This window comes from Shewanella zhangzhouensis (genome assembly GCF_019457615.1).
GTDB classification, from domain to species: domain Bacteria; phylum Pseudomonadota; class Gammaproteobacteria; order Enterobacterales; family Shewanellaceae; genus Shewanella; species Shewanella zhangzhouensis.
This window is the reverse complement of sequence record NZ_CP080414.1, coordinates 432501-459488: the sequence shown is the minus strand read 5'-3', so window position 1 is coordinate 459488 and position 26988 is coordinate 432501. Positions and strand designations below refer to the sequence as shown.

At 52.0% G+C, this 26988-nt stretch carries 17 protein-coding genes, 2 tRNA genes and 3 rRNA genes (1 of these 22 cut by a window edge); 9 read left to right on the top strand and 13 right to left on the bottom strand.

The window, feature by feature from the left end; genetic code table 11:
* Positions 1–25 precede the first annotated feature (25 nt).
* The 8 genes from K0H63_RS02030 to ampD form a co-directional block, all read right to left on the bottom strand.
* Positions 26–2227 carry a patatin-like phospholipase family protein gene (locus tag K0H63_RS02030; protein ID WP_220066493.1) on the bottom strand — a complete coding sequence of 734 codons (2202 nt, stop codon included), beginning with the start codon at positions 2225–2227 and terminating at the stop codon, positions 26–28.
* Between the two features lie 103 nt (positions 2228–2330).
* Positions 2331–6806 (bottom strand): EAL domain-containing protein, encoded by a 4476-nt coding sequence (locus K0H63_RS02025; protein WP_220066492.1) that lies wholly within the window; start codon positions 6804–6806, stop codon positions 2331–2333.
* 150 nt (positions 6807–6956) lie between these two features.
* Positions 6957–8387: a dihydrolipoyl dehydrogenase gene (gene lpdA, locus K0H63_RS02020; RefSeq protein WP_126169213.1), complete on the bottom strand. Its 1431-nt coding sequence runs from the start codon at positions 8385–8387 to the stop codon at positions 6957–6959.
* A 170-nt stretch (positions 8388–8557) separates the two neighbouring features.
* Positions 8558–10516, bottom strand: coding sequence for a pyruvate dehydrogenase complex dihydrolipoyllysine-residue acetyltransferase (gene aceF / locus K0H63_RS02015; protein WP_220066491.1), 1959 nt, complete (start codon positions 10514–10516; stop codon positions 8558–8560).
* An 11-nt stretch (positions 10517–10527) separates the two neighbouring features.
* The gene (aceE, locus tag K0H63_RS02010; RefSeq protein WP_220066490.1) at positions 10528–13197 is read right to left on the bottom strand and encodes a pyruvate dehydrogenase (acetyl-transferring), homodimeric type; all 2670 of its coding nucleotides are present in this window, start codon (positions 13195–13197) and stop codon (positions 10528–10530) included.
* A 74-nt stretch (positions 13198–13271) separates the two neighbouring features.
* Positions 13272–14024, bottom strand: coding sequence for a pyruvate dehydrogenase complex transcriptional repressor PdhR (pdhR, locus tag K0H63_RS02005; protein ID WP_220066489.1), 753 nt, complete (start codon positions 14022–14024; stop codon positions 13272–13274).
* Between the two features lie 205 nt (positions 14025–14229).
* Positions 14230–15090 (bottom strand): beta-lactamase regulator AmpE, encoded by an 861-nt coding sequence (ampE, locus tag K0H63_RS02000; protein WP_220066488.1) that lies wholly within the window; start codon positions 15088–15090, stop codon positions 14230–14232.
* An 83-nt stretch (positions 15091–15173) separates the two neighbouring features.
* Entirely contained in the window at positions 15174–15746 is a 573-nt protein-coding gene (gene ampD / locus K0H63_RS01995; protein ID WP_434086743.1) for a 1,6-anhydro-N-acetylmuramyl-L-alanine amidase AmpD, read from the bottom strand.
* A gap of 332 nt (positions 15747–16078) precedes the next feature.
* On the opposite strand from ampD, the gene nadC reads away from it, so the two are divergent.
* The 9 genes from nadC to mutT all read left to right on the top strand — a co-directional run bounded on the left by nadC (position 16079) and on the right by mutT (position 25170).
* On the top strand, positions 16079–16936 hold the full coding sequence (nadC, locus tag K0H63_RS01990; protein WP_220066487.1) for a carboxylating nicotinate-nucleotide diphosphorylase: 858 nt from the start codon (positions 16079–16081) through the stop codon (positions 16934–16936).
* A gap of 1640 nt (positions 16937–18576) precedes the next feature.
* Positions 18577–19014: a pilin gene (locus K0H63_RS20180; RefSeq protein WP_220066486.1), complete on the top strand. Its 438-nt coding sequence runs from the start codon at positions 18577–18579 to the stop codon at positions 19012–19014.
* Between the two features lie 11 nt (positions 19015–19025).
* Positions 19026–20732 carry a type IV-A pilus assembly ATPase PilB gene (pilB, locus tag K0H63_RS01980; protein WP_220066485.1) on the top strand — a complete coding sequence of 569 codons (1707 nt, stop codon included), beginning with the start codon at positions 19026–19028 and terminating at the stop codon, positions 20730–20732.
* 158 nt (positions 20733–20890) lie between these two features.
* Positions 20891–22150, top strand: coding sequence for a type II secretion system F family protein (locus tag K0H63_RS01975; protein ID WP_220066484.1), 1260 nt, complete (start codon positions 20891–20893; stop codon positions 22148–22150).
* A 46-nt stretch (positions 22151–22196) separates the two neighbouring features.
* The gene (locus K0H63_RS01970; protein WP_220066483.1) at positions 22197–23111 is read left to right on the top strand and encodes a prepilin peptidase; all 915 of its coding nucleotides are present in this window, start codon (positions 22197–22199) and stop codon (positions 23109–23111) included.
* Positions 23111–23728, top strand: a complete 618-nt coding sequence (gene coaE, locus K0H63_RS01965; RefSeq protein WP_220066482.1) for a dephospho-CoA kinase — start codon at positions 23111–23113, stop codon at positions 23726–23728. The genes K0H63_RS01970 and coaE overlap by 1 nt, the downstream gene beginning before the upstream one ends.
* A complete protein-coding gene (gene zapD, locus K0H63_RS01960) occupies positions 23721–24455 on the top strand; it encodes a cell division protein ZapD (RefSeq protein ID WP_220066481.1) in 735 nt (244 codons plus the stop codon). The genes coaE and zapD overlap by 8 nt, the downstream gene beginning before the upstream one ends.
* Before the next feature lie 62 nt (positions 24456–24517).
* On the top strand, positions 24518–24733 hold the full coding sequence (gene yacG / locus K0H63_RS01955) for a DNA gyrase inhibitor YacG (RefSeq protein ID WP_220066480.1): 216 nt from the start codon (positions 24518–24520) through the stop codon (positions 24731–24733).
* Positions 24734–24774: 41 nt separating this feature from the next.
* On the top strand, positions 24775–25170 hold the full coding sequence (gene mutT, locus K0H63_RS01950; protein ID WP_220066479.1) for an 8-oxo-dGTP diphosphatase MutT: 396 nt from the start codon (positions 24775–24777) through the stop codon (positions 25168–25170).
* A 143-nt stretch (positions 25171–25313) separates the two neighbouring features.
* Here the strand turns inward: mutT and rrf (K0H63_RS01945) are convergent.
* From rrf (K0H63_RS01945) to K0H63_RS01925, 5 genes are all read right to left on the bottom strand, one after another.
* Positions 25314–25429, bottom strand: a 5S ribosomal RNA gene (rrf, locus tag K0H63_RS01945).
* Between the two features lie 40 nt (positions 25430–25469).
* Positions 25470–25545, bottom strand: a tRNA-Thr gene (locus tag K0H63_RS01940).
* Positions 25546–25588: 43 nt separating this feature from the next.
* A 5S ribosomal RNA gene (gene rrf, locus K0H63_RS01935) occupies positions 25589–25704 on the bottom strand.
* A 41-nt stretch (positions 25705–25745) separates the two neighbouring features.
* Positions 25746–25821: transfer RNA gene (locus K0H63_RS01930), tRNA-Val, on the bottom strand.
* An 85-nt stretch (positions 25822–25906) separates the two neighbouring features.
* Positions 25907–26988 (bottom strand): 23S ribosomal RNA (locus tag K0H63_RS01925) (it continues 1812 nt past the right edge of the window).

The following is a 26988-nucleotide window of genomic DNA, read 5'->3' as shown; positions in this document are numbered from 1 at the left end:
GGTTTTTGTAACTTTCTGTGAGTTGTTAAAAATTCTTTCCAACGAACAGGTAGAAGGAGCGCTGACCGTCATCGGTAAGACCAATACCAAGGGCTGCAGGGCCAAGATCGGTATCCGTGCCTATGTAGAGGCTGCCGGCGTAGATGAGATCCTGCAGTGAGACATCCTTCATCTCCCACCAGACGTTACCGGCCTCCAGGCTGGCGCCAAGATAGAGTGGGTAGTCCGTCATTCCGAGGGCATCGCGCCCAAGGTCATACTGATATACAAAGGCACCAAAGACCTTGTGAGCCCCCACCAGCGAATCTTTGCGGTAGCCCGAGAGGTTGAGGAAGCCGCCCAGCTCGGCGAGGTGAACATACGACTCGCCATCGTTGTCAGAAGACTCCAGCGACACCTTGCCCACGAAGGCATGGTTACCAACGCCCAAAGCCCCTTTCCAATCGGCCTGAACCTGAGTGCTGGTTTCCAGTTCATAGTCGTCTATGTGGTAGTCTTCCTTGCGCACGGTTACGCGCAGCGTGACCCTGTTGCCGGACGTGGGGAAGCTGATGCTGTTTAGGCTGTCGTAACCAATCTGGAAATAACCGCCATAGGATGAAAACTTCAAATCCTCCAACAACAAGGCCTCATTGGAAATTTTGCCCTTCTCACCTGTGACCCCCAATTCAAGCTGACCCAGTTGGGCGAAATTCAGTCCCAGTCCCAGGTCGATTCGGTGTAAGTCTTTATCGAATTCAAACACCTTGTTGTTGGCGTCGAAGAGTTCCCATGCGGTAATTTCATACTGATAGCGGGCACGGCCGTAAAACTCCTGGTCACGGTCCAGTGGCTGGTAAAACTCGGTGCCCAGCAGCTTTTCGTAACCCAGTTTCAGCTCGTTGCGCCACTCTCCCCCATTCTCATTGAGATTGGTCATGGTGTAGGCGGTGTCCAGGGTCACTGCGGAGTCGGCCGTAAAGTCATCTTCCCAGTTAAAACCCAAATCGAAGTAGTTGGGGCCCCATGACTTGGCCTTGGTGGAGACGGTCAGTACCCGCCCTTCAGGCGTGTCGGTAAATTCGGCATCCACCCGCTCGAATCGGTTAAGGGCGTAGAGCTGGTTCACTCCCGCTTCGAGGTCCTCGCGTTTGACAATCTGTCCGGCCTTGATGCCCAGCGTATCCTCCAGCAGACTTTCGCTGACCCTGGAGTGATTGTCATACACAATGTCGACGACAGGTCGCTGCATGTCATCGAGCCATACCTTGGATCTGTCCCGCTTGCTGTGTTGATATTCTGCGTATTGCTGCGCCTCAATGCCGAGGCCCTGAAGCTGCGCGAGCTGCTCCCTCGCAGCCTGTTCGCCGAGAGCCAGCGCGGTACTCATGATGCTGAAATCTGTGGTACTGAGGGCATCGATGGCCGGACGGATAAGCACGTCTTTGTCGGTCAGCAGTTTCTTCTGCGCTTCGGTACTGGCTGCGGTCAGCATGGTAGACAACTGGTTCAGCACTGCGATAGTGCTGTTCAGCTCATCATTGCCCACCAGCGGCGAGCCTATGTCCACCGCGATGATGATATCGGCACCCATGGCCTTAACCACATCCACCGGCATGTTGTTGGCGATACCGCCATCCACCAGTAATCGTCCCTCAATCAACATGGGCTGCAGTGCACCGGGCACAGTGGCCGATGCCTGCATCGCCTTGATGACGCTGCCGCTGGACAGGATAACCGGCTGACTGGTGGCCAAATCGGTGGCCACGGCCCGGTAAGGAATCGCGAGTTCATCGAAACTGGCAAATTCACGCACCACATCGGTGGACTCACGCAGCAAGAGCGACATGGTCTGCCCCCGCAGCAAGCCGCTGGGCGTTTTCACCTCGGCATCGTAGCCGATATTCAGCGGGATGTTGTACTTGTCCCTGAGCTGCTTGTCACGATAGCTGAGTGCCTCACGGGGGATGGTATCGGAATAGCCCCGATTCCAATCGACATTCATCATGATGGCTTCAATTTCGTTGGCGCTGTAACCGAGGGCATACATGCCCGCCACATAGGCCCCAATGCTGGTGCCGGCGACGTAATCAACCGGAATGTTTTGCTCTTCAAGCACCTTGAGCACCCCGACGTGTGCGGCGCCTTTTGCGCCACCACCGCTTAGCACCAAACCCACCTTGGGACGGTCTGCCGCCTGGGCAAGAGAGAGAGAAAAGAACAGCAGCAGTGACAGAGTTTTCTTCATGTGACCCGGGAGCTAAGTGAAAGGGTTGCAGTGGTCGCCATTCTAACAGACATGGCGCAATTAAGTTAAAAACATGAGTAATTACTGAACAGTAACAAACACATCAGACCTGAACGGGGGAAGCTGATGCCGGTCCGTCCAGCATCAGATAGGCATCCATATCGTCACGGGCCATCGGCTTGGCAAAGTAGTAACCTTGAATCACATGACAACCCCGGGCCAATACCTGATTGAGCTGTTCCCGGGTTTCAACGCCCTCTGCCACCACCTTGAGTTTCAGGTTGCGGGCCAGCTCGATAATACTGGAGACTATCGCCTGATCCGCCGGATTGTCGGCGATATCTATCAGGAAGGAGCGATCAATCTTCAGCAGGTTAACGTCAAAATGGCGCAGATAAGCCAGCGACGAATAGCCGGTACCAAAGTCATCAATGGCTACCTGTACTCCCATTTCCCTGAGCAAGCGCAAATGATCGCGGGCAATGTGCAGCTCTTTCATCAACACGCCTTCGGTGATTTCCAGCGCCAGGTTTTCCACCGGAATGCATGTCTCTTCCAGGGTGCGGCGCAGGTTGTCGATAAAATCGGGCTGACGGAAATGCACTGCAGAGATGTTGACCGAGATTTTAAAGGGTCGCTTAAGTTTGCGACTCCAGCGCGCACCGTCCAAACAAGCCTGACGTAACACCCATTTATCTATGTCGATGACGAGGCCACAGGCTTCGGCCACCTTGATGAAAATGTCAGTACGGATAAAGCCATCCTTGGGATGCTGCCAGCGCAACAAGGCTTCCATCCCTATGACCTGATTATCATCATTCACATCCACTTGTGGCTGGTAGTGCAGGCAGAACTCCTGCCTTTCCAGCGCCTTGCGTAAATCTGCCTCCAAACGCAGGTGATAAAGCGCCTCGGCATTGCGTTCCTGAGAGTAATACTGGAAGTTACCGCGCCCCTCTTCCTTGGCATGATACATGGCCAAATCAGCGTTTTTGATCAACGCCTCAGGCTGGCGGGCGTCATCGGGCCAAATGGAAATCCCGATACTGGTGGAGATATAGAACTCGCGGCCAAAGAGTTTAAAGGGTGTTTCGATTTGGCCAAGGATGGTATTGGCCAGGTGGTTCAGGGTATCCACCTCAGCACCGTGGATAAGGACCACAAACTCATCGCCACCAAATCGGCACAGGGTATATTCGGGGTCGATGCAGGATTGCAGCCGCGCCGCCGCTTCCACCAACAGCGCATCTCCCATGCCGTGTCCAAAGGAGTCGTTGACGTGCTTGAATCTATCCAAATCAAGGAACATCAAGGCCAGCTTTTCTTCATTCTGGGTCGCCTTGTGGATGGCCTGATTCAACCTTGCGGCAAACAGTGAACGATTGGGCAGGCCGGTGAGCACATCGTAATTGGCAAGACGGCGCAGGTCGGCCTCGCTGCGCTTACGCTCGGTAATGTCAGAGAACACCACCACATAGTGTTGTACCTTACCCTGCAGCCCCAACATCACAGAGACGTTCAGCCAAACCGGGCACACCTGCCCGGCCGCGATACGCAGCTCCCGCTCACCGGTCCAGCTCATGCCATTGGCCAGCAAAGTCGCTATCTCACTGCGATTGGTACCATGCTCGGTAAGCAAGGAAATAAATTTGCGGCCAGCAAGCTCCGCCATGTTAGCGCCCAGGATAGCTTGTGCTGCACGGTTGGCGACCTTGACCTGTTCATCGGCATCGAGGATAAGCACCCCTTCAGAGGTGTTTTCAAATGCCTGTGCCAACAGATCGACTTCGTTCTGCAGCAACTTGTGCTGGGTGATATCACTGTAGATACCACTGATTTTTTCAACGTCACCGGTCTCTTTGTTGATTTGACTTGGACGTCCCCGCACTCTGAGCCATCCCCAGGTGCCAGTGCGGCGCTGGAATCGGTATTCGGCATCGAAACGCTCAATTTCACCGTTGATCACGGCCAACCAGTGAGATACCACCCTGTCTCTGTCATCGGGGTGGATAGGAAACTCCTCAAAGGTGACCCTTAACACTTCCTGCTCCACAGATAACACGCCATTGCGGTTGTCCAGATAGAAGGCGTTATCTTTGCGGGTCCAAACCCAAAGATCCGAATCACTGCCGCGCAAAGACTGGCGCAATCTGTCTTCACTCTCCAAAAGCGCCGTGTTCATATTGCGAAAACGCTCAACCTGGCGATGCCGTATCAGAATAATGGCCAGGGTTAACAACATCAGGATCACTATCAGTGACCATTTGAACAGCGCCGTCTCCCACCAGTACTGCTGGACATGCAGACGATGAACGTATGGAGTGTCGTCCCAGATCTCATTGCGGCGGCTTAATATTTCAAGCTCCAGCTTACCGGCATCCAGTCCAGAAAGATTGAGCTGAGGCTGGCCATCCAGCAGCAGGTACTTGGGTTCAACCAATTGCCCCTGTTTGCCCAATCGATATTTGAGCCGAATGGGCGAGTCATCCAAATAGTCGTTACTGGTCAGCTGCAAACTGATCATGCGGGCGCCCGGTGCTACTGTGGTAAAGTCGCTTGGCACCAGGGATTTTTCAGTGTGGTTATCATAAAAAACCGTCACCGACTCCAGAAATACCCTTTCGTCGGTGATGCGATTATTCAGGCCGTTAACGTCCAGCTGACGCACCCCGTTGGGGCTGCCCAAAAACAGCCCCTTATCTTCACGGTAGGCATAGGCGCCTTCGTTGAACTCGGTATTGACGACACCGTCTTCCACGGTAAACACCTGCACTTCGGACGTTTCTTTGTGCTGACGCACCAAAGAACGAGGACAGAGGATCACACGGTAATCCGGCGTATCCAGCAGGCCAAAGGTGGTATAGCAGCTAAGTTTCCACTTTTCCTGCAAAGACTCCAGCGTATCCGTGCTGACCTGGTACTCCATCACCCCAAACAAGGATGTCCCCAGCCATAGCTTTCCTGGTGCAATTTCCAGAATATGCCCTACCTGTAAGTCGCCCTTCATTCCGCTGAAAAGTTCACGCTTATCGATAAAGTAGCCATCGGCATCAAGGTAACCAAACTCATCCGGACCACCCAGCCACAGCTTGCCATCCGCGCCCCTCAGCATGCTGTATATCGCGGGTTGGTGGCGCTCACCACTGCGGCTGACAATGGCATACTCCTGAGGATCAAACAGGCCAGGCTCCCAGTAGTACAAACCGGTTGCGGTTAAGAACCACAAGCGCCCCGGGATCCCCGGATCTTTGTAAACCTGAAATATCCATTTGCGTTTCAACGACTCACTACCGTGGCTCCACTCATGGAACCGCTTGGTAGCATGGGTAGTTTTATCCTGTAAAAACAGCCCATTGGTAGTGGCGAGCAACAGGTATTCACTATTCAGTGAGGTGATGGCATAGACGCTGTCATTGGGCTCAAATTCTTCAGGCGTGCTCAGCACCGAGCCGGCTATCCCCTCTTGAACGCTGACAACGCCCGCATCCGTACCGAACCAATAGCGATTGCCTTCGGTGAAGATTGACCAAATCATCTGATTGCCCAGTGAATAGGGCGGCTGATCGTTAAAGGTTCCCCTGAGGAACGTGGGCCTATCAACCGCCAGCACCAAGCCCTCGCCGGCGCCGCCCAACCAGATTAACCCCTGATTGTCGATAGCAACGTCCTGAACATAATCAATATTGGCAAGTTGACGCAGATCGCTGTCGAATTTTTCGAAAGTCTGTTCGACCGGAGACCACTTCAGCACTCCCGAACGACTCGCCATCCACAGGTTGCCTTTACCATCTTCATTGATGGCAGTGACATAGAAAGGTACCTGGGACACAGGCAAAATCTGCTGGGTGTCGGGCAGTACTTCAAACAGACCTTCACTCGAGGTAAGCCACACCCGCCCGGCCCTGTCGCGGTAGAGGCGTTTGGCCTGGCCGGATGCCTCTACCCAGGGTAAATCCACCAGCTTTTCGCCCTTGGCGGAGCGAATTTCCAGATGATAGGGCTTGCCTATGATGAGTTGTCCTGAGGGCAGATAAAGCAGTTTATCCCAAAGAACATCGGGGTCCTGCTGCAGCTGAATGACCTTCTCCAGTTGCCAGTTCTGATAGTCCAGCTTCAGCACTTGGCCCTTGCTGTTCAGCAGCATCAAGGAATGTTGATCGACCACAGTGCGATCAATAATGCCGCCCCCTTCATATGCGGGCAGTAGGGCGGCGCTGCCGATTTCTTCGAAGGTATCTGAGGGAATATGGTAGCGATATAGGGTGTCAGATACGCTGACCAGAAGATACTCCTCACCCAACGCGACCACGTCCATGATGTATGAATCGTTGAGTCGGTTTTCCCCCTGGTGGGAATCAACCCTGCGCACCATGGTTTTACTGACCCGAAACAGGCCATCTTCGGTAGCAACCCAGACAAACCCATAGCGGTCGAAGGTAATGGAGTTGATCATGCCATTGGACAGGCCATCGCGACTGGCAAAAATCCGCTGCACAAATTCACCGCCATAACTGGCGTTCAGCCAAGGCAGCATAAGTACAAACATCAGCAGCAGAGATTGAGCAACTTTTTTTATCATAGTTGTTATCGCAGCACGACCCGAACACCAAGCACAGGCAGAAACTAACTGCCTAACACCAAGAGATAATTACACAAATTTTACACCATTCACAAATAGAGCCATAAAAAAAGACGCCTCTTGGGCGTCTTTTTGCGGCTTTTCAGAAAATTACTTTTTCTTTTTCGCCTTGGGATTTGGCAGGTCAGTGATAGAACCTTCGTAAACCTCAGCCGCCAGACCCACAGACTCGTGCAGAGTTGGGTGAGCGTGGATGGTCAGCGCGATGTCTTCGGCATCACAACCCATCTCGATGGCCAGGCCGATTTCGCCCAGCAGCTCGCCGCCGTTCACACCAACAATGGCACCACCGATAACACGATGAGTCTCTTTGTCGAAAATCAGCTTGGTCATACCGTCGCTGGCGTCAGAGGCAATGGCGCGGCCGGAAGCAGCCCATGGGAAGGTCGCAGTCTCGTACGCGATGCCTTTCTCTTTGGCTTCTTTCTCGGTCAGACCTACCCAGGCTACTTCAGGGTCGGTGTAAGCGATAGAGGGGATAACCTTAGGATCGAAGAAGTGCTTCAGACCAGAGATCACTTCGGCAGCCACGTGGCCTTCATGCACACCTTTGTGCGCCAGCATTGGCTGACCCACGATGTCGCCCACGGCGAAGATGTGTGGCACGTTGGTGCGCAGTTGCTTGTCTACATTGATAAAGCCGCGCTCATCAACGTTGATGCCAGCCTTGTCGGCGTCGATCAGCTTGCCGTTAGGGGTACGGCCGATAGCAACCAGCACGGCGTCGTAACGCACAGGCTCAGTTGGGGCCTTTTTGCCTTCCATAGAGACGTAGATACCGTCTTCTTTGGCTTCAACCGCGGTCACCTTGGTTTCCAGCATCAGGTTGAATTTCTTGCTGATCTTACGGGTGTAAACCTTCACCACGTCTTTGTCTGCAGCTGGGATAACCTGGTCGAACATTTCAACCACGTCGATATCGCTGCCCAGTGCATGGTACACAGTACCCATTTCCAGACCGATAATACCGCCGCCCATCACCAGCAGCTTCTTAGGTACTTCTTTCAGCTCCAGCGCATCGGTAGAGTCCCAAATACGTGGGTCTTCATGAGGAATGAATGGCAGCTGGATTGGACGTGAACCGGCAGCAATGATGGCGTTATCGAAGTTGATTACGGTCGCAGCGCCGTCGGCACCGGTTACTTCGATGCTGTTAGGGCCGGTGAATTTACCCAGACCATTTACAACCTGCACTTTACGCATCTTGGCCATGCCACCCAGACCACCGGTCAGTTGGCCGATCACTTTCTCTTTGTAGCCGCGCAGCTTGTCGATATCGATGCTTGGCTCGCCGAATACTACGCCGTGCTCGGCAGCAGTTTTGGCTTCTTCAATCACTTTGGCAATGTGCAGCAGGGCCTTTGATGGGATACAACCCACGTTCAGACACACGCCACCCAGGGTGCTGAAGCGCTCGATGATTACGGTTTCCAGACCAAGGTCGGCAGCACGGAAAGCGGCGGAATAACCCGCAGGGCCCGCGCCCAACACTACTACCTGAGTTTTGATTTGATTACTCATGTTTTCCTCTGAATTTTTCTTCATTCCGTCGTTTAAAAAGTTGCTCAAGCATTTGAGGGAGGCGACTTTTTAAACCAACTATCGGCCCGCTTGTAAGGTGGCCGCATTTTAACCCGCGTTCGACACGGATCACAATAAAAAGGCCGTCCTATTCAGGACAGCCTTTACGGTTACAGAACGAGTTTGCGTATGTCTGACAGTACACCGCTCAGATAAGTGGTGAACTTGGCACCTTCGGCGCCGTCGATCACCCGGTGATCGTACGACAGCGACAGTGGCAGCATCAGACGTGGCAAGAATTCCTTGCCGTTCCACTTGGGCTTGAGCTCAGACTTGGACACACCCAGAATACCCACTTCAGGGGCATTCACGATTGGGGTGAACGAAGTACCACCGAGGCCACCCAGGCTGGAGATGGTAAAGCAGCCGCCCTGCATGTCAGAGGCAGTAAGCTTACCGGCGCGGGCCTTCTTGGAGATATCGGCCAGCTCGCGGGACAGCTCATAGATGCCTTTCTTGTTCACATCACGTACCACAGGTACCACCAGACCATTGGGGGTATCCACCGCAATACCGATGTTGATGTATTTCTTCAGAATAAGGCTCTCGCCATCTTCCGACAGAGACGCGTTGAACGATGGGAAGGCTTCCAGCGACTTGGCCACGGCCTTCATGATGAACACCAGTGGGGTGATCTTCATGCCGGTATCACGCTTGGCTTCTTCGGCGTTTTGCGCCTTACGGAAATCTTCAAGCTCGGTGATGTCGGCCTCATCAAACTGAGTCACATGGGGGATCATCACCCAGTTGCGGTGCAGGTTGGCACCACTGATCTTCTTGATGCGAGACAGCGGCTGAGTTTCAACTTCACCAAACTTGCTGAAGTCGACCTTAGGCCATGGCAGCAGGTTCAGACCGGCACCTGAGGCAGCGCCCGCAGCGGCGGTGGCTGAGCCTGACTCGAGACGCTTGAGTGCTTCTTTGATGTAAGACTGCACGTCTTCGCGCACCACACGGCCCTTGCGACCTGTACCTTTAACCTTGGCGAGGTTAACGCCAAACTCACGGGCCAGACGACGGATAACCGGTGACGCGTGGGCGTACTCGTGGTTTTCCACGAACTCGCCGGTCTTGCCTAGAGACTGAGATTGAGATTGAGACTGAGACGGAGACTGAGCCTGGGCATTGGCGCCCGGCGCCGCAGCGGCCGGAGCAGCAGCTGGAGCAGCTGCCTGAGCCACAGGTGCAGCTGGCGCGGCAGCAGGAGCAGCACCAGCCACTTCAAACACCATGATCAGTGAACCGGTAGACACCTTGTCACCCGCGGCCACCTTGATGGCTTTCACGGTGCCGGCGAATGGCGCAGGTACTTCCATGGAGGCCTTGTCGCCTTCCACGGTCAACAGTGACTGGTCGGCAGCAACGGTGTCGCCTACCTTCACCAGCACTTCGGTCACTTCCACTTCATCGCCGCCGATGTCCGGCACCTGAATGTCTTTGTCACCGCCGGCAACAGCAACTGGCGCTGCAGCAACCGGCGCAGGCGCGGCAGCTGCGGCCACAGGGGCAGCGGATGCAGCCTGAGTCTCGAACACCATGATAAGGGAGCCGGTGGCTACCTTGTCACCGGTGGTGACCTTAATTTCTTTCAGCACACCGGCGAATGGCGCAGGCACTTCCATAGAAGCCTTGTCGCCTTCTACGGTGATCAGTGGCTGCTCGTCAGTGATGCTGTCGCCCACTTTCACCAGAATTTCAGTGACTTCAACTTCGTCACCGCCGATGTCGGGCACGAAAACGTCTTTCAGTGCGGATACCGCAGGCGCTGCAGCAACCGGTGCTGGCGCCGCGGCCTGGGCCGCAGGAGCTGGAGCAGCAGCCGGTGCGGCAACAGCTTGCTCACCTTCAAACATCATGATGAGTGAGCCGGTGGCGACCTTGTCGCCCACCGCAATTTTGATTTCCTTGACCACACCGGCTTTGGGAGCCGGTACTTCCATGGAAGACTTGTCGCCTTCCACGGTGATCAGCGACTGATCTTCAGTGATGGAATCCCCCACCTTGACCAGGATCTCGGTCACTTCGACTTCATCAGTGCCGATATCGGGTACATGAATTTCGATTGCCATTGTCTCGTCTCTTACGCGTAAAGTGGGTTCATCTTCTCGGTGTCGATATCGAATTTCTTGATGGCAGCAACCACCACAGATTTGTCGATGTCACCGCGCTTGGCCAGCTCGTTCAGGGCTGCCACCACCACGTAACCGGCGTTCACTTCGAAGTGACGACGCAGGTTGGCGCGGCTGTCGGAGCGACCGAAACCATCGGTACCCAGCACCTTGTAAGACACGCTTGGCATAAAGGCACGTACCTGTTCGGCGTAGTTCTTCATGTAGTCCGTTGCGGCTATGGCAGGCTCATTGCCCAGCACCGAGGTGATATAAGGCACGCGGGCGTCGGCTTCTGGATGCAGCATATTGAAACGCTCACAGTCCTGACCGTTGCGGGCCAGCTCGTTGAACGAGGTCACTGAGAACACATCAGAACCTACGCCGTATTCTTCAGCCAGGATAACGGCTGCTTTACGCACTTCGTTCATGATGGTGCCCGAGCTCATCAGCTGAACTTTTGCCTTCTTGCCTTCATGGCTTTCGAGCTTGTAGATACCCTTGCGGATACCTTCCTCGGCGCCTTCAGGCATGGCTGGCATGGCGTAGTTTTCGTTCATCAGGGTCAGGTAGTAGAACACGTTCTCCTGCTCGCCATACATGCGGCGGATACCGTCCTGAATGATCACGGCTGTTTCGTACGCGAAGGTCGGATCGTAAGAAATACAGTTAGGTACGGTACCGGCCAGGATGTGGCTGTGACCGTCTTCGTGCTGCAAACCTTCACCGTTCAGCGTAGTACGACCGGCAGTGGCACCCAAAAGGAAGCCGCGCGCCTGTTGGTCGCCCGCCATCCACGCCATATCGCCCACACGCTGGAAGCCGAACATGGAGTAGTAGATGTAAAACGGAACCATCGGCAGGTTGTTGGTGCTGTACGAGGTGGCAGCGGCAACCCATGAAGACATGGCGCCCAGCTCGTTAATACCTTCCTGCAGAACCTGGCCTGAAGTGTCTTCCTTGTAGTAAGACACGATATCGCGGTCTTCAGGGATATAGTTCTGACCGTACGGGTTGTAGATACCAATCTGACGGAACAGACCTTCCATACCGAAGGTACGGGCTTCATCGGCAATGATAGGCACGATGTTTTTGCCGATATTCTTGTCCTTGAGCAGGATGTTCAGGGTACGAACAAAGCCCATGGTGGTGGAGATATCGCGCTTCTGCTCTTCCAGCAGAGGCTGGAACTCAGACAGTTCAGGAGCAATAAACTCGCCGGTGAAGTTAGGCAGACGCTTGGGCGTGTAGCCGTGCAGCGCATCACGACGCTCGTGCAGATACTTGTGCTCAACACTGCCTTCTTCGAGCTTGATGTATGGCAGGTTAACCAGGTCTTCGTCGCTGACCAGATCAGTCACACCCAGACGGTCACGCAGCTTGGCCACGTGGGACATATCCATCTTCTTCACCTGGTGCGCGATGTTCTTGCCTTCGGCCGCATCGCCCATGCCGTAACCTTTTACAGTCTTGGCCAGGATCACAGTTGGACGGCCCTTGGTCTCCTGGGCAGCCTTGAATGCCGCGTACAGCTTGGAGGGCTCATGGCCACCACGCTTGAGGGCGAAGATTTCTTCGTCGGTCATGTCGGCAACCAGCGCAGCAGTCTCTGGGTACTTACCGAAGAAGTGCTCACGCACATAGGCGCCATCTTTGGCCTTGAAGGTCTGATAGTCACCGTCAACGGTTTCGTTCATCAGCTGCAGCAGCTTGCCGGTGGTGTCTTTGGCCAGCAGCTTGTCCCAGCCACTGCCCCACACTACCTTGATCACGTTCCAGCCCGCGCCTTTGAACAGGCCTTCGAGTTCCTGGATGATTTTGCCGTTACCCATTACCGGGCCATCGAGACGCTGCAGGTTACAGTTGATGAGGAAGCACAGGTTGTCCAGCTTCTCACGGGCAGCGAAGGAGATGGCACCGCGGCTTTCTGGCTCGTCCATTTCACCGTCGCCGAGGAAGGCATATACGCGCTGCTCGGTGGTGTCTTTCAGGCCACGGCCATTCAGATACTTAAGGAAGCGTGCCTGATAGATAGAAGAGATAGGGCCCAGACCCATGGAAACGGTTGGGAATTGCCAGAATTCAGGCATCAGCTTGGGGTGTGGGTAAGACGAAATACCCTTGCCGTCCACTTCCTGACGGAAGTTGTCCAGCTGCTCTTCAGTCAGACGACCTTCGAGGAAAGCACGGCTGTAGATACCGGGGGCAATGTGGCCCTGATAGTACACCAGGTCGCCGCCATCTTTATGGTTAGGGGCGCGGAAGAAGTGGTTGAAACACACTTCGTAGAAGGCAGCCGCCGACTGGAAAGAGGCCATGTGACCACCGAGCTCCAGATCCTTCTTGGAGGCACGCAGCACGATCATGATAGCGTTCCAGCGGATGATGGAACGAATACGACGCTCGATGGTGATGTCACCCGGGTAAGCGGGTTCCTGGGTCAGCGGAATGGTGTTCACATAGTTGGTGGTGATGCCGGTTGGCATGTCCACACCATCCAGACGAGCCTGCTCCAACACTTGTTCCAGCAGGAATTGAGCACGCTCTACGCCTTCTTCGCGAACAACGGACTCGAGGGCAGCAAGCCACTCCTGGGTTTCGATGGGATCTAAGTCTTGTAGCGTTTGCATAGGTTCAGACATGAGACTGTCCTTATATATACATATTTATGGGAAAAGTGGCTTTTGAGGTACTGGCAACTTCGCCATCCCGACTATCAGGCACCACTCTTTAATCGGCGCAGGCTGCGCTGCAACCGGCTATCTTCTTCCCTCACCGCCAACATTACCTCTTCGATGTAGCTCAAGTGCTCATTCGAGGCTTCGCGGGCCGCTTCGGGATCGCGGCGAACGATAGCGGCGAGCAGTGCCCGGCGGTGTTCGTTCGCCATTCTGGAGGCATCTTCGCGGCGGCTCAGAAGCTCCAGGTTTTGTGCCACATTCTTGTGCAGCACCGGAGTTAAACTTAAAACCAGATGTAACATGGCCACATTGTGTGAGGCTTCGGCTACGGCGCGATAAAAACGCACGATGGCATCGGCCTTACTTTGGATATTTTGGGCCTCTTCCACTTCCAAAATCATTTTTTGGATGTTATTCATGTCGGCATCGGTACCGCGCAGGGCGGCAAAGTACGCCATCATGCCTTCGGTGGCATGACGGAATTCAAGCAGGTCGTACTGGCTTTCGGTGTCGCTCTGCATGAGTTCTACGATAGGATCGGCCATGCTTTGCCACAGCTGCTCTTTCACGTAGGTGCCACCGCCCTGACGGCGCATAAGCAGGCCTTTGGCCTCCAATTTTTGGATGGCTTCGCGCAGGGAAGGACGGGAAACTTCAAATTGAATGGCCAACTCCCGCTCAGGGGGCAGTTTTTGGCCGGGCTTGAGACTGCCTTCAAGGATCATGCGCTCGAGTTGCTGCATGATCACATCGGAGATCTTCGGCTGGTTTATTTTGCTATATGCCATGTGGGCCCTCAGCTCCATTGTAAATTGGTCTTACCAATTTATGCGAGTGAGCGCACTTTATCAAATCACGGTTTTAAAGTCTATACAGTGATCCATATCACCCACGACATGAGAGCATAGCTGAAAAAAATTGTCATGGGGTCAGACCAATTAACAAAGCCTACGCAAGTACGGCATTTCAGGCACCTGCACCCACCAAAAGATTTCAGTTAATCACGCCAAAAATGGTCAGCAGGGAGACCGCCGCCAGCAGCAGTATAAAGTTGCGCTTACTTAGCCCGAGCAGCACCAGGGTTGGCTGCAGACATACAGGTGCAGATGAGGGCTGTGGGATGGATTCCGCCTCGGTTGCGGTTTCTGTCACAATTTGTCTGGCGGGAGTTGATAGGTCGAATGACAGCTTGCGCCAACGATTGAATGCGCTGCTGAACTGGCCTGCAAGCACATAACCAAAGGCAAATATACGGCTTGGCAGCCAATCCAACACTGTCAGTAAAGCATCCACATAAGGGAGCTGCAGATTGCTGCGCTTTTGCATCTGCTCATAGTAACGCACGCTGCAATAGAGCACCGCCGCGACAGGGCCAAGCGCTATCAGATACAAGGCCACAGCGCCGTAAAAGCGATAGTTTATCCAGGCAACACTTTGTCCAACCTTTAGCCCCAGCTCATCGGCAGTCACGGCTTCAAGACAGGAAGAGCAATCGAGTTCTGACCCATGACGATAACAGGCTTGCGTATCGCCCCGGCACGCCGCCTGAATATACCGCTTAAAGGCTTTGCGTTGTTCCTGATGACTGAAACACACCATGGCAGTGAGTACCCACACCGCCAGTGTGAGCAGCCCCCAGGCAATGCCACTGACCAATAAAAGCGCCACATACACCAACACCGCAGGTAACAGCAGGGCAAACAACACCTGATACTCTGAAGCTTGACCCTGAGTAAATTCGTCTTTCCACAGCCTGCGATGCAATTTTGCAATCAGGGTATCGAATTGCCAGGTCTCGGGTAAAAACTTAAGGCGTTCGGCTAATATCGCCATCAATAATGAAAATAGTGCCATCCTGTTTCTCCCTTTAAGGTTACACCGCTCCGGGCTTATCCATGTGTACTAAGCGCGGGCTCAACAACAAACCACTAACTTGGTTACCCACTGAACTCCTGAGATAATTCCCTAAAATACCTCGCCCAGTCAAACTCGGGGCCCGGGTCCGTCTTACGCCCCGGAGCAATGTCACTGTGACCCACTATTCGGTCTTGGGTGATATCGGGATATTCGGCCATCAGTGCCAGCGTCAACTCATGCAGTATCTGATATTGAATATCGGTAAAAGGAAGGTCGTCCGTCCCCTCCAGCTCAATCCCCACCGCAAAATCATTACAGCCTTCACGACCATCAAAGTTGGACACCCCTGCATGCCAGGCCCTGTCTTCACAGGATACAAATTGCACCAGCTCGCCATCGCGGCGAATAAGAAAATGAGCCGATACCTCAAGGCCCTGCAAATCGGCGAAACTGGGATGTGCTTGGCAATCAAGGCAGCCCTGAAACAGCGCTTCTATATAAGGTAAGCCAAACTGGCCTGCTGGGAGACTGATATTGTGAATAACCAGCAGACTGACCTCCCCTTGAGGACGGCTATTATAGAAGGGCGACTGGCTATGTCGGGCGCTGCTTATCCACCCTTGATGCCACTGTATTAAAGGATGCGACGACATCTGGTTTCCGTATTCACAATGAGACGACTTTCAGTAACCACCACTTCGAAGTGGCGACGAACAAAGCCCAGGAACGCTGGAGGCCCGGTTCGTACCAAGGCAGACATAAGTATAACCGGCTGTGATTGTAACGATTTTTACCCTGAATCACTATCGCAATGGCTCTGCATAACACGTTCACAGCGCCAATCACTGTACCATTCAATAAAGCAATCACTGCACCTATGCCACAGCACATGGTATCCTTTGAGCATCAAGGCGCTCATAAAAATACGCCCTCGTACCGACCATACCAGATAGCAAACCAGATAAGTAAAACAAAGGACGTCGTCATGCTGGAAAATGACATCAGACTCTCAGTAAAAGCCGCATTGGATGAAGACCTTGGTCATGGCGATGCCAGCGCCGACATCACTGCTCAGCTCATTCCCGAAGATAAAATTGCTGAGGCAACGCTCATAACCCGCGAAGAAGGGATTTTCTGTGGCAAAGCCTGGGCCGAGCAAGTGTTCAATCAGCTTGGTGGAACGGTGGCAATACATTGGCACGTGGACGATGGGGATTGGGTGGTGCCGAATCAAGTACTGTGTGAGTTGTCAGGCCCCGCGCGCGCCATCCTCACCGGGGAACGTACCGCAATGAACTTTATCCAGACCCTGTCTGGCGTAGCCAGCCTGACCCGGGTTTACGTGGATAAACTTGCCGGCACCGATTGCCGCTTGCTTGATACCCGCAAAACCATCCCTGGGCTTAGAACCGCACAGAAGTACGCGGTAATTTGTGGTGGCGGTAAAAACCACCGCATTGGTTTGTACGATGCCTTCCTGATTAAAGAAAACCACATCATGGCCTGCGGTGGCATTAAAGCCGCCATAGATAAGGCCAGAACCCTGCACCCGGATAAACCGGTTGAAGTAGAGGTTGAATCCCTGGCTGAGCTGACAGAGGCGCTGCAGGCAGGCTGCGATATCATCATGTTAGACAACTTTGATGTCACCATGATGATTGAAGCCGTTGCTATTAATGATGCATTCAAGGTGCAAGGCGGCGGTGCCAAGCTGGAAGTATCCGGTAACGTCACCCTGGACACTCTTGGCGAGTTTGCCAAAACCGGTGTTGACTTCATTTCCGTCGGTGCGCTCACCAAACACGTCCGCGCCATGGATCTTTCCCTGAGACTTAAACACTAACACGCTTACTTGCTGGCAGTTGCTAACAAGAGATTTATCTTGCTGTGCAACTGCCAGGTTGTAACCCGCGCCCACGTTTCGTGTGACTTGGACGTTTTAGACCAGACATTCTGGCCTAGAGGTTTTGGCCCAGATGTTCTGACCCATACGTTTTAACATATGGGCATTCACCACGCTTTACTGGTGTCCAAATCGACTTAAACCCAAAAGCACTCTATAGCGGTGCTTATGAGCGCCAGCTTTGCGCACTTATCTCTATTTCTCTGATTCAGTCACCTTGTTCGCTCCGGGTGGCAACTCACACGGACGAATCGATGTGCATATTGCCCCAAGCCTGAGAAGATACAGATAGATGCACAGATAAAAGATTGTTTGAGGTAAAATCGAAAAGCGGTCCATCAAACCTACTGGTGAAACCTGGAACAGATTGACAAACTGTTTGAAATAGCAAACATAATACAAAGCAGTCTCGTACCACAGGATCCACTGATGCATGCCGCAATCGTCAGAATAACCTCTGCGAGCACATCAGCCATAAGTTGTATTCAAGTAAATCAATATCTCCAGTCCTGCTAGCAATCTGATGACTTTTTGCGCGACACTTTTTTGACTGAGAACACAAAACCGTCAGGGTGTGCATCATAGTCAAAAAATTGTTAGAACAAAGCGCATGCAAAACAAACTACCTTAGAAAAATTAAGCGAATAGCACAGACTTTCGTGCAATTTCTTGTTTCATTTTTGCAAACTTTGTACTAACTTTAGCCTAGGCTTTATGGCCTTTCCGGCTGGTGCATAAAAACGGCATGATTGGAGCGGAAATCTAGCAAAAGAAGTGGAAGAGAAATGGCCTAAAGGCAAATTCAAATTCGCTTCTTGGCAACATTCTTGACAACAAGCAAGCTCACTTTACTGCACTTACGGAATAAAGTACGTTATGCCCTAACCTCGATGTTTACATTTTGTCAACCTTGACTACCGAGTCTGGCGGACAGAAAGGAAAGCATAGGTGGTGATAGCCGATGGAAATGCAAAGTTCAAACTTTGGTGTAGAAACCACTCAGCGGCGTAAAAGCCAACGTTGGACTGATGCATAACCAGATGCGACTGAAACTTTGTCGGTATAACGAACACAACCGAGACAGCCGAAAGGGCCATAATCGGTTTCTACCTCAACGGATAGACAGTGTTGTGCTTAAAGCTGTTGGGCTTAAGCTTTTGAGTCTCAACGCCATCTGAACGATGGGGCAATAACAAACCAAGGTGGCGAGTTCGAGGGCATAGCTGGCACTGCTGTAATAGCAGTCAATGTGTCCCACGGCCTACCACACAGGGTGAGAACTGGCGCACAGCCAAGTTGCAGGCAGATTTGAATGCATCAGGTGTTGATGAACTGCTCATGGGTTTATTCGTGATTGACTCTCAATGGAGTCAAGAATGAGCATCGATGAACATCAGTTACGTCTGCAGAAAGATCCGTACGCGATGAAGCTTGCTCCAATTTGGTCAGAAAACAACTGGATGTAAGGTCTGCCATAGCTATTGGTGACTAAACAAACCGAGTTGAGTTAATTTGCACAGAGGTTGGATAGTCACAACGCTGAGCTACCTGCCACTACTTAGCAATAAACGGAGAGAGAAATGAAAGGTATCAATTTTAAAAAGAACGCCAAGGGTTTCACCCTGATCGAACTGATGATCGTGGTCGCCATCATCGGTATCCTGGCCGCCATCGCGCTGCCTGCGTATCAGGACTATGTTGCAAAATCCAACGCAACTAATGCCCTAGCATCTATGAGCGGTTCGAAGATCAAATTAGGTGAAAGATATTCTGTTTACAACACGTTAGATTGTTCATCCGCAGCTACAGATGATCAGGGCAATGCGTTAGAAGACATAGCATATTGCTCCGCTGATGGAGTATTGACAAACGAGGTTGGCAATATTCAAGTAGATCTTGAGGCTACTATTGCTGACGGTACAACAAGTGTTCCAGCAGGTGAAATAGAATGGACTTGTACCTTGACTGGAATTAACAACGCTACTGCGGTCGCAATCAAGAACTGTACTGTTAATTAACCATACAAAATATGCCAACTACAGGCCTCCACTTAGGGTTATCGACACTTTTTATCCGTAAGAAGCTGCTAAGTGAAGAGCAGCTGTCGGAGGCCGTCGCTCTATCGCGAAAAAACCGGCATTCGCTGGTCACCACCCTGGTGGCCAGCAAACTTTTATCGGCAAGGGAAATAGCCGAGCTCTGCTACGAGGAATATGGCACGCCGCTGCTGGACTTGGCCGAATTTGACATAAAGAGTATTCCGGAAGAGTTCCTCAATAAAAAACTCATCGAGAAACATCGCTGCCTGCCGCTCTTCAAACGTGGTAACCGCCTCTATATAGGCACCTCAGACCCCACCAATATCGCTGCTCTCGAAGATTTCCAGTTTTCCGCAGGCCTGCACGCCGAAGCCATTTTGGTGGAAGATGACAAGCTGATTGCCGCCCTCGAGAAAATACTCGAAGAAGACATCAGCGCACTGGACTTAAGCGGTATAGATAAAGACTCATTGGCGGGCATTGAGGTCGCCGATACCGATAAGCGCACGGAAAATGATAACGACGGCGCTGACGATGCGCCCATTGTTATTTACATTAATAAGATTCTCACCGATGCCATTCGCCGCGGCGCATCGGATTTACACTTCGAGCCCTACGAAAAACGCTACCGCATTCGGTTTCGTATCGATGGCATTTTGCACGAAGTCTCAGAGCCACCCATTAATCTTTCCGGCCGTATCGCTGCCCGCTTAAAGGTGATGTCGAAACTCGATATTGCCGAGCGCCGCCTGCCACAGGATGGCCGCATCAAGATGAAGCTCAGCCGCACCAAGAGTATCGACTTTCGGGTAAGCACCCTGCCTACGCTCTGGGGCGAAAAAATTGTAATGCGTATCCTTGACTCGTCCTCAGCCCAGCTGGGGATCGAGAAGCTCGGTTATGAGCCAGACCAGAAGCAGCTGTATTTGGATAACCTGGCCAAACCCCAGGGTATGATTCTGGTAACAGGCCCCACCGGCTCTGGTAAAACTGTATCCCTGTACACAGGTTTGAACATTCTCAATACCGCCGAGCGCAATATTTCCACAGCGGAAGACCCGGTGGAAATTAACCTGGAAGGTGTAAACCAGGTGCATATCAACAACCGAGCAGGGCTGACATTTGCATCGGCACTGCGCTCTTTCCTGCGCCAGGACCCTGACGTGGTGATGGTGGGGGAAATCCGGGATCTGGAAACCGCTGAGATAGCTATTAAAGCGGCACAAACTGGCCACCTGGTGTTATCTACCCTGCACACAAACTCGGCCGCCGAAACCCTGACCCGACTGCTCAACATGGGCGTACCCGGCTACAACATTGCAAGTTCGGTGAATTTAATTATCGCCCAGCGCCTCGCCCGGCGTCTTTGCCCCGAGTGCAAACAACCGGAAGAGATCCCTAATCACGAGCTGGAGCGTTTGGGCTTTAATGAGGCACAAATTGCTGAAGGTTTTACCGCCTACAAGCCCTGCGGCTGCGATTTATGTTCCGGTGGTTATAAAGGCCGGGTGGGTATTTATGAAGTGATGCCCATGAGTGATGAGATAGCAAGGGTTATCATGGAAGGCGGTAACTCGTTGGAGATCGCTCGCATGGCCAAGTCTCAGGGAGTAAGAGACCTGCGCTTGTCAGGCCTTCTTAAGGTAATACAAGGCGTAACCAGTATTGCTGAGGTAAACCGCGTCACCAGTTTCTGACGACATGGCGCAGGGCTTTAGCGAGCAGGCAGGCTATCAATCTCAGATAGACTATAACTAAAAGAACAATCCCACCAAGCCGCTTATTAATGGATTCAAAACTTGAGCGGCCGCATTCAGCCTGACCAGTCAAGCTGATATAAAAGGAAGGACAGAACATGGCAACGGCCGTCGCAAACAAATCCAAAAAGCAGACACAAAAGCTGGCACCCAAGGTCTATAACTTTGAATGGAAGGGCTTAAACCGCGATGGAAAAAAATCCAGTGGCGAGCTCAGGGGCGCATCTGTCGCCGAGATTAAAACCATTCTTAAAAATCAAGGAATAAACCCCAAGGTCGTCCGTAAAAAGTCTGATGGCCTCTTTGGTGCCAGCAATAAAAAGATCAATGCGATGGACATCGCCATGATCACCCGCCAAATTGCCACCATGCTGATGGCGGGCGTGCCCTTGGTCACTACCATAGAAATCCTCGGTAAAGGCCATGAAAAGCCCAAGATGAGAGAATTGCTTGGCACCATTCTTAATGACATTCAGGCGGGTATTCCGCTCTCTGACGCCCTTCGTCCCCACAGAATATATTTCGATGATTTATACGTCGACCTGGTGGCAGCCGGTGAGCACTCGGGCTCACTGGATACCGTATTTGACCGCATCGCGATTTATAAAGAGAAAGCCGAAGCGCTTAAGTCCAAAATCAAAAAGGCCATGTTCTACCCAGCTGCGGTTGTGGTGGTGGCTATTGCCGTTACTACCTTGCTGCTGCTCTTTGTGGTGCCGCAGTTTGAAAGCATTTTTGCCAGCTTTGGTGCTGAACTGCCAGGCTTTACCCAATTGATAGTTAACATTTCAAGATTCTTGCAGTCTTCTTGGTACATCTTTTTAATTGTGATTGTAAGCTCTATATGGCTGTATGTTCGCGCACACAGAAACTCCCAGGCGGTGAGAGACAGGCAAGACGAATTTGTGCTTAAAATCCCCGTGATTGGTGAAATTTTACACAAGGCCGCCATGGCCCGATTTGCCCGCACACTGGCGACCACCTTTGCTGCGGGTGTGCCTTTAATTGATGGCCTGGAGTCCGCTGCAGGTGCTTCTGGTAACGCTGTATACCGTAAAGCCCTGCTTAAAATTCGCACCGAAGTGATGGCAGGTATGCAAATGAACGTGGCCATGCGCACCGTAAATCTCTTCCCGGATATGCTGATCCAAATGGTGATGATTGGTGAAGAGTCAGGTTCGCTCGATAATATGCTCAACAAAATTGCCAATATCTATGAGATGCAGGTGGATGATGCAGTGGATGGCCTTTCTAGCCTGATTGAACCCATTATGATGGTGGTTATCGGCACCCTCGTGGGCGGCCTGATTGTGGGTATGTATCTGCCTATCTTCCAGATGGGTAACGTGGTTGGCTAATAGCCCAACCTAAAAACCTAGAACAATTTTGAAACTTAAAAATTAGATGACTGAATTTATCGCCCTATTGAGCCAGTACTCCTGGCTCTTTATTTTGCTCGCATTCCTCTTCTCAGCCACCATTGGCAGTTTCCTCAATGTGGTAATCCATCGTTTGCCGGTGATGATGAAAAGAGAGTGGCAGCAGGAATGTAATGCTTATCTTGAAGAGTACCAGCCAGAGCTTTTCAAAAAGATTGGCAAAGCGAATTTAGACAAACCCATTGATAGCTATCCGGAGAGTTACAACCTGATTGTTCCAGGTTCATCCTGCCCTAAATGTGGTACTCATATTAAACCCTGGCACAATCTGCCGGTAATGGGCTGGATAATCCTTGGCGGTAAATGTGCCGCATGCAAAGCCCGGATTTCCAGCCGCTACCCTATAGTGGAAGCCTTTACCGGCCTGACCGTTGCAACGCTGGCGTGGCACTTCGGCCCGACTTGGCAATTTGTGGCAACTGCATTACTGACCTTTGGCTTAATTGCCATGTCGGGTATCGACCTAGATGAAATGTTGCTGCCAGACAGCCTCACTCTTCCGCTGCTGTGGCTTGGATTGCTGCTTAACTATCAGGGTTTATTTACCAATCTGGAAGATGCGCTTATAGGTGCTGTTGCCGGTTATCTGTCGCTTTGGTCTGTCTATTGGCTGTTTAAGCTCACCACAGGCAAAGAAGGCATGGGCTACGGTGATTTTAAACTCATGGCGCTCTTTGGCGCCTGGCTCGGCTGGCAGATGCTGCCATTGATTATTCTTCTCTCAAGCCTGGTTGGTGCTGTCGTTGGCATCCTGATGATGGTTTGGAAAAGCCATAAGCGTGAAAATCCAATTCCATTCGGCCCCTATATCGCGGCCGCTGGCTGGATAGCACTGCTTTGGGGACAAGATATCGTCAGCTGGTATCTGGGTACTCTTTGATGTCCGGGTTTATCCTTGGCCTTACCGGCGGAATCGGTAGTGGCAAGACAACTGTCGCGAACCTCTTTCACGAACACGGTATTGGACTGGTGGATGCCGATGTTATCGCGCGGGAAGTTGTGGAGCCCGGTTCTGCAGGGCTCAAGGCGATTGAAGAACACTTCGGCAGTCGCATTCTCAAAGCCGATGGCAGTCTCGATCGCGCCAAGCTGAGAGAGAGGATTTTTACCGATGAATCTGAGCGGATGTGGCTGAACAATTTACTCCACCCCATGATTAGGCAAACCATGCTCTCATCAGCAAAAAATGCTGATTCAGATTATGTTATTTTGGTTGTGCCCTTGCTATTTGAGAATGGGTTGGATAGCTTAGTTGATCGAACTTTGGTGGTTGATATTTCACCTGATTTGCAAATCCAACGTACAGCCGAACGAGATAACGTGAGCGAAGCCCAAATCGCCAACATCATCGCCAGCCAAATCAGCCGGGAAGAAAGGCTGAAAAAAGCCGACGATATTATCGACAACAGAGGAGAGATTGCCGACCTCAGGGAGCAGGTTAACCGGCTCCACCAGTATTATTTAACACTGGCGGCATCAAAAGCACCGCATGACTGAATTGATATATGAGCAACCTCTGAACGAAAAAATCCGCAGCTATCTGCGGCTCGAATATCTCGCCCAGCAGGTGCAGCATAATCTGGAAAATGACCATCAGCAGCGCTGTTTCTATCCTTTATTTTCTTTGCTCGAATTGAATGAGCGTTGCGATTACCGTGGCGATCTGCTTAAAGAAATAGACAAACAACTCTTTATTCTCGCCAAGTGGCAATTATTACCCCACGTAGACGCCTCCCAAGTCCAAAATGTCGTTGATGGCTTATCTAAAGCCAGAGAACAGCTCCAGAACCCTTCACGAATTGGCAGCGCCCTCAAGCAAGATAGATTTTTAAGTGCATTACGGCAGCGATTCGGTATGCCCGGCGCCTGTTGTAACTTCGACCTGCCTCAACTGCATTATTGGCTTGCCAAGCCCTGGGATGAACGCAGGGGCGAATATCTGCAGTGGGTTGAGCACTTTACTCCCCTACTTACCCCTGTCAGCCTGCTGCTCTCGCTAATCCGCAGTACGTCTGAATATCAGGACGCCACGGCAGCCGGCGGTTTCTATCAGGGAACCAATGCCCAACCGCTTTCTCTCATCCGGGTTAAGATTGATCCGGCACAGGGTTGTTATCCCACCATCAGTGGTCACAAAACCCGCTATGCCATACACTTCGTTCAATTCGCCGATCAACGCCATTCCGACAAGACTATTGCCTTTAAGCTGGCGACCTGCGCCTGAAGGCTTTACCATAAAGCCATCCCAATTTTGTGTTTGTTATTCCATCCGAAAAGGTTTTTCTCATGACATTGACGGTTAAGTGTCCCCAGTGCCAAAAGCCTGTTATCTGGGACGCCTCCTCCGCCTTCAAGCCATTTTGCAGTGAACGCTGCAAACTGATTGACCTGGGAGATTGGGCCTCCGAGAAGCACGCTATTCCCGTAAAAGATGACATCAGCGAAGAGCTGCTGGATCAGCTGGGTTATGAAGAAGCAGACTTCTTTAAAACTCCCGATTGACCCAAGGCCAATTCAGAAACTTACTATCAAAGAGTCATCGTATGACCAAACGTGTTCACGTTGCCGTAGGCATCATTAAACAGGGCTCGCACATCTTGCTGGCGAAGCGTCATGGTCATCTGCATCAGGGTGGGAAATGGGAGTTTCCCGGAGGCAAGGTCGAGGCCGGTGAGACCACTTCAGAAGCCCTCAAACGCGAGCTAAAAGAAGAAGTTGGCCTGATGGTACACACCAGCCAACCTTATATGGAAATCAGCCACGATTATCCTGACAAACAGGTACGGCTGGATATTCATCTGGTTGAAGACTTCAGTGGTGAAGCACGCGGTATCGAAGGGCAGGAAATCGAATGGGTGTCACTGCAGGACATCTGCAACTATCAGTTCCCGGATGCCAACCAGCCAATTCTAAATAAAGTACTGAAGGACTTTAGCTGAACTTTTCTGCAGAAGTGTTGCGTCAACGGCGACGTAATACTTCTACCGAAGAACTCTAATGATGTCCTGGAGTATTCAAATAGATTTTTTATACACAGATAAAGAAAAACCCCGACGTTGACGTCGGGGTTCTCGTATTTGAAGCCTGGAAATGTCCTACTCTCACATGGGGAGGCCCCACACTACCATCGGCGCTACTGCGTTTCACTACTGAGTTCGGAATGGGATCAGGTGGGACCACAGCGCTATGGTTTCCAAGCAAATTTTGTTGCTACCATTTAGTACCTGGCTGCTAATAATGGTGCTGATACCCAGAATCGAACTGGGGACCTCATCCTTACCAAGGATGCGCTCTACCGACTGAGCCATATCAGCAAACTCTTTGATTTCACGTTAAAACTAGAAATCAGAATTAGGCGTCTGGCAATGACCTACTCTCACATGGGGAGACCCCACACTACCATCGGCGCTGCTCCGTTTCACTACTGAGTTCGGAATGGGATCAGGTGGGACCAGAGCGCTATTGTCACCAGACAAATTTGTTAATTCGGAAAGCTGCGTTTCTCAGAAAATGATGGTGGTCGCTACTGGGATCGAACCAGTGACCCCCTCCTTGTAAGGGAGGTGCTCTCCCGGCTGAGCTAAGCGACCGGTATTCTGTGTTATTGAGTTATCACTTCAATCAAGTCTGGTTTCTTCAAGACTATCTACACCATCTGAAACCCATCTGGGTTGTATGGTTAAGCCGCACGAGTCATTAGTACAGGTTAGCTCAACGCCTCACAACGCTTACACACCCTGCCTATCAACGTCCTGGTCTCGGACGGCTCTTCAGTGGACTCAAGGTCCAAGGGAAGACTCATCTTGGGGCTCGCTTCCCGCTTAGATGCTTTCAGCGGTTATCGATTCCGAACGTAGCTACCGGGCAATGCCATTGGCATGACAACCCGAACACCAGCGGTTCGTTCACTCCGGTCCTCTCGTACTAGGAGCAACCCCCCTCAATCTTCCAACGCCCACGGCAGATAGGGACCGAACTGTCTCACGACGTTCTGAACCCAGCTCGCGTACCACTTTAAATGGCGAACAGCCATACCCTTGGGACCGACTTCAGCCCCAGGATGTGATGAGCCGACATCGAGGTGCCAAACACCGCCGTCGATATGAACTCTTGGGCGGTATCAGCCTGTTATCCCCGGAGTACCTTTTATCCGTTGAGCGATGGCCCTTCCATGCAGAACCACCGGATCACTATGACCTACTTTCGTACCTGCTCGACGTGTCTGTCTCGCAGTTAAGCTGGCTTGTGCCATTACACTAACCACACGATGTCCGACCGTGTTTAGCCAACCTTCGTGCTCCTCCGTTACTCTTTGGGAGGAGACCGCCCCAGTCAAACTACCCACCAGGCACTGTCCCTAGTCCAGATTCATGGACCGAGGTTAGAACACCAACACTACAAGGGTGGTATTTCAAGGTTGACTCCACGAGAACTGGCGTTCCCGCTTCAAAGTCTCCCACCTATCCTACACATGTAGGGTCAATGTTCAGTGCCAAGCTATAGTAAAGGTTCACGGGGTCTTTCCGTCTAGCCGCGGGTATACGGCATCTTCACCGCAATTTCAACTTCACTGAGTCTCGGCTGGAGACAGCGTGGCCATCATTACGCCATTCGTGCAGGTCGGAACTTACCCGACAAGGAATTTCGCTACCTTAGGACCGTTATAGTTACGGCCGCCGTTTACCGGGGCTTCGATCATGAGCTTCTCTTGCGATAACCCAATCAATTAACCTTCCGGCACCGGGCAGGCGTCACAC